Origin of the sequence: Rubrivivax gelatinosus (assembly GCF_016583785.1) — a bacterium.
Taxonomy (GTDB): domain Bacteria; phylum Pseudomonadota; class Gammaproteobacteria; order Burkholderiales; family Burkholderiaceae_C; genus Rubrivivax; species Rubrivivax gelatinosus_B.
The window spans coordinates 1-2,769 of the sequence record NZ_NRRU01000197.1; the positions used below are offsets into that span (position 1 = coordinate 1).

Genomic DNA, 2,769 nt, shown 5'->3' on the forward strand with positions numbered 1-2,769 from the left:
GAGCGCGTGCCGCGCTGCCAGTGGAACTGGATCTTGATGCGGTGGTCGCGGTCGGTGTGCACCGGCTCGCCCAGGCCGACGACCAGGGCCGTCTGCACGCCGTGCACGCTGGGGCGCGGCGCCAGGCAGCGGACGAGGTTGGCTTCGAAGCCGGCCAAACGCTATCGGTGCCCCGGCTGCTTCTCGCACTGGCGCAGCTTGCGCCGAGCATCGTCGATCGTGCTGATCGCATTCGGGTTTCCGAGGCAAGAGTCGTCCTGCTCGACGCTGAAGCGCCCGTCTTTGTCGCGCGAGAGCTTGAGCCGCACAGCCATGCGCTGCCACCCAGAGCCGATTTCGCTGCGAGTAGTGGCGACTGTTGGTTCGTCGACACTAAAGTACTGAACGATGAGCAGCAGATCATTGTGTTTGCTGTCGTAGCGACCCATCGCAGGCACCGCGTTGCAGAAGACTGGCTGCGATTCTCGGATGGTCACGGTATGCCAGCCAGCCTCCTCGAAATTGGCGTTATAGAGCCCGAGGTGACAGGCCAATGTGTACCTTTGACCCTGTTCGCAGCGATAAGTCGGCTGGCTCGTCTCTCGCTTGATTTTGCAGACCTCTTCCGGTCGCGTCTTGGGCATGAAGCCCAGGACCGTGGCGTAGTTCAGGTCGCCATCGAAGAACATGCGGTAGCCCTGCCCGGAGAACATGTTTCCCGATCTTCCCTCGGCGTTCAACGGCGTCGCGATACGACTACGCAGGGAGGTCCAGACGGCCGTATCCAGCTTCGTGCTCTCGCGCTCAGCACGTGGTGTGTACACGCCGTGAACGTTTTCGAGCCAGTCTGTAGTCAGAAGAATCTCGGCGCGGCTGACTGCCGCGGCAAGTATCAACCCCATGAAGACTGCCGCGCGGGCCAAGCGCATGCTCTTACCCCATAGACTCTGAACGATTTTTTTCATAAGCTGCCTTGAGCTTGGTGTCGTACGAGTAGGTCTTGTAGCCGGGACCGTTGTAGTTGAAGGCGATCATTGCCCAGTCCTTCTTGCGAACTGACTCAAGCAGGCTTGGGTGCTTGCCCTTCTTCTTGTCTTTTGCGTCGATCCATACGGAAGGCTTTTTCTGGATGAAGTTCGCCAGGAGCCCAATCTGCGCGGCTTCTGAAATGCACATCTGATCCACGAATGCGACCGGCGTCGGTCGCCCGCACAACGAGTAGTTGATGCCCAGTATTTGAAACTTTCCCCAGGACGCTGCCTCCAGCGCGGCTGTTGCGTCCAGGGCATACGCTCGAATCAAGCGCAGGTAGGCGCTCGAATAGTCCCCGTACGCATCATCGGCATCGACCTTGCCGTCGTGCATCCTCTTGTCTTCCTCGCCGATTTTGCTCTTCTTGCGGTATGGCACGGGCCAGGACAGATCAGGATGGGCATTGTCAAAGCGACCTTTGGTTCGGCGGCTGAAGATGTGGCGCTCGAACAGCAACGCGGGAATGTGCGCGCCCTCACCGTGGTTCAGGCGCCAGAACGCTGAGCGACCACTACTTTCGACAACAGAGATGGCCTTGAGGACTTCGGGCTCGCACTTGATCAGATCCGCCGTATCGACCCACTGCTCTTCGGTGATATCGCCACCCGTGTACACCCCGAAAGAATCCAACAGCTCTTTCGGAATCTCGATTTCCAGCTTGACCACGGGCTGCCCTTTGGACCCCTTGGTCTTTCGCGTTTTCACCAACGCCGGGTCATTGCGCGTCGGCTGGCCTGTTGTCGCGGCGGGCTTGGCCGGCTGGGCTCCGGCCCGTTGTGTGCCAGGCTTGGACAACGGCTCATGGAGACTCTGGCGCACATCCGGTGTGACGGGCTCGGTTTCGCCCTTGAACACGATGGCATTGCTGACCAGCGTCAGCAGCTTATGTCCATGGCCGGAAACCGTCTGCGCGATTTGACGCCACTGTCCGTCCAAATCCTGCACGTGCACGGCAATGGTCGAGTTTGCGTCCTTGCTGACCTGGCGCGAGGTCATGCCGTCCGCCCCTGTGGTGTCATTGAGGGTTCGGGTGTCGAACCTCAGGCGATACGCGAGATTGGCGATCGGTGCCCGCAGCGCGTCCAGGAACAACACGCTGAAGCCGAAAGCCGACTGATCCGATAGGTAAAGAGTCTGGCCCGCCTGCAGCCGGTTCGGGTCCGCGATCTTGTTCCAGCGCTGCAGGTCGGCAACGCTGCAACCTGCTCGCTTGGCCAGTGACCACAGCGTGTCGCCTTGGCGAACTGCGTAGGGGTCGGGTAAGGATTCAGGCATCTGCAGGGGCCTCGGGTTCGTCAGCCGGCGCAGCCGGCTCGTCCGCAATGTCGATGTATTCCTCGAGGCTCCACGGGGCGGCGCGCGTCTCCTGTCGGTACACAATCGGCTGCGGCTCGGGCGTCAGCGTGATCACGGCCAAAGAGCCGCCCTGACTTCGCCCCAGCAAGCGCCCGCCCTGTGTCCACACCGTGGTCGTGGCCACACCAGAGGGAAGCCAGGAAGCAGGAAAGTCGCCGTGGTCCAGCAGCTGTGCGCTAGGTGGCGTCTCCGGGTCCAGTGACAGCGCGAACGGTCGGGGAAACTGCGGGGCATCAGCCGAAGCACTCCTCGGCCCCCCAAGCTCCTTCTGGCTTGCCCTGAACTCCACCTTGCCCGGCGCCGAGAGCGTGATGTTCCCGCCCTCGATGCGTATGGCCGCCCCGGCGGCGGTCAGCAGGATGTGCTGGGGTGCCGCGACCTTCACCATGCCATGGGTGCTGG

At 61.7% G+C, this 2,769-nt stretch carries 3 protein-coding genes; all 3 read right to left on the minus strand.

The window, feature by feature from the left end:
- Positions 1–161: 161 nt before the first annotated feature.
- Positions 162–908: a hypothetical protein gene (locus CKO43_RS25240; RefSeq protein WP_200380390.1), complete on the minus strand. Its 747-nt coding sequence runs from the start codon at positions 906–908 to the stop codon at positions 162–164.
- 4 nt (positions 909–912) lie between these two features.
- Positions 913–2,286 carry a LysM peptidoglycan-binding domain-containing protein gene (locus CKO43_RS25245; RefSeq protein ID WP_200380391.1) on the minus strand — a complete coding sequence of 458 codons (1,374 nt, stop codon included), beginning with the start codon at positions 2,284–2,286 and terminating at the stop codon, positions 913–915.
- Positions 2,279–2,769: DUF2345 domain-containing protein (locus CKO43_RS25250; RefSeq protein ID WP_200380392.1), on the minus strand; the 491-nt coding region annotated here is incomplete at its 5' end. The genes CKO43_RS25245 and CKO43_RS25250, both read right to left, overlap by 8 nt.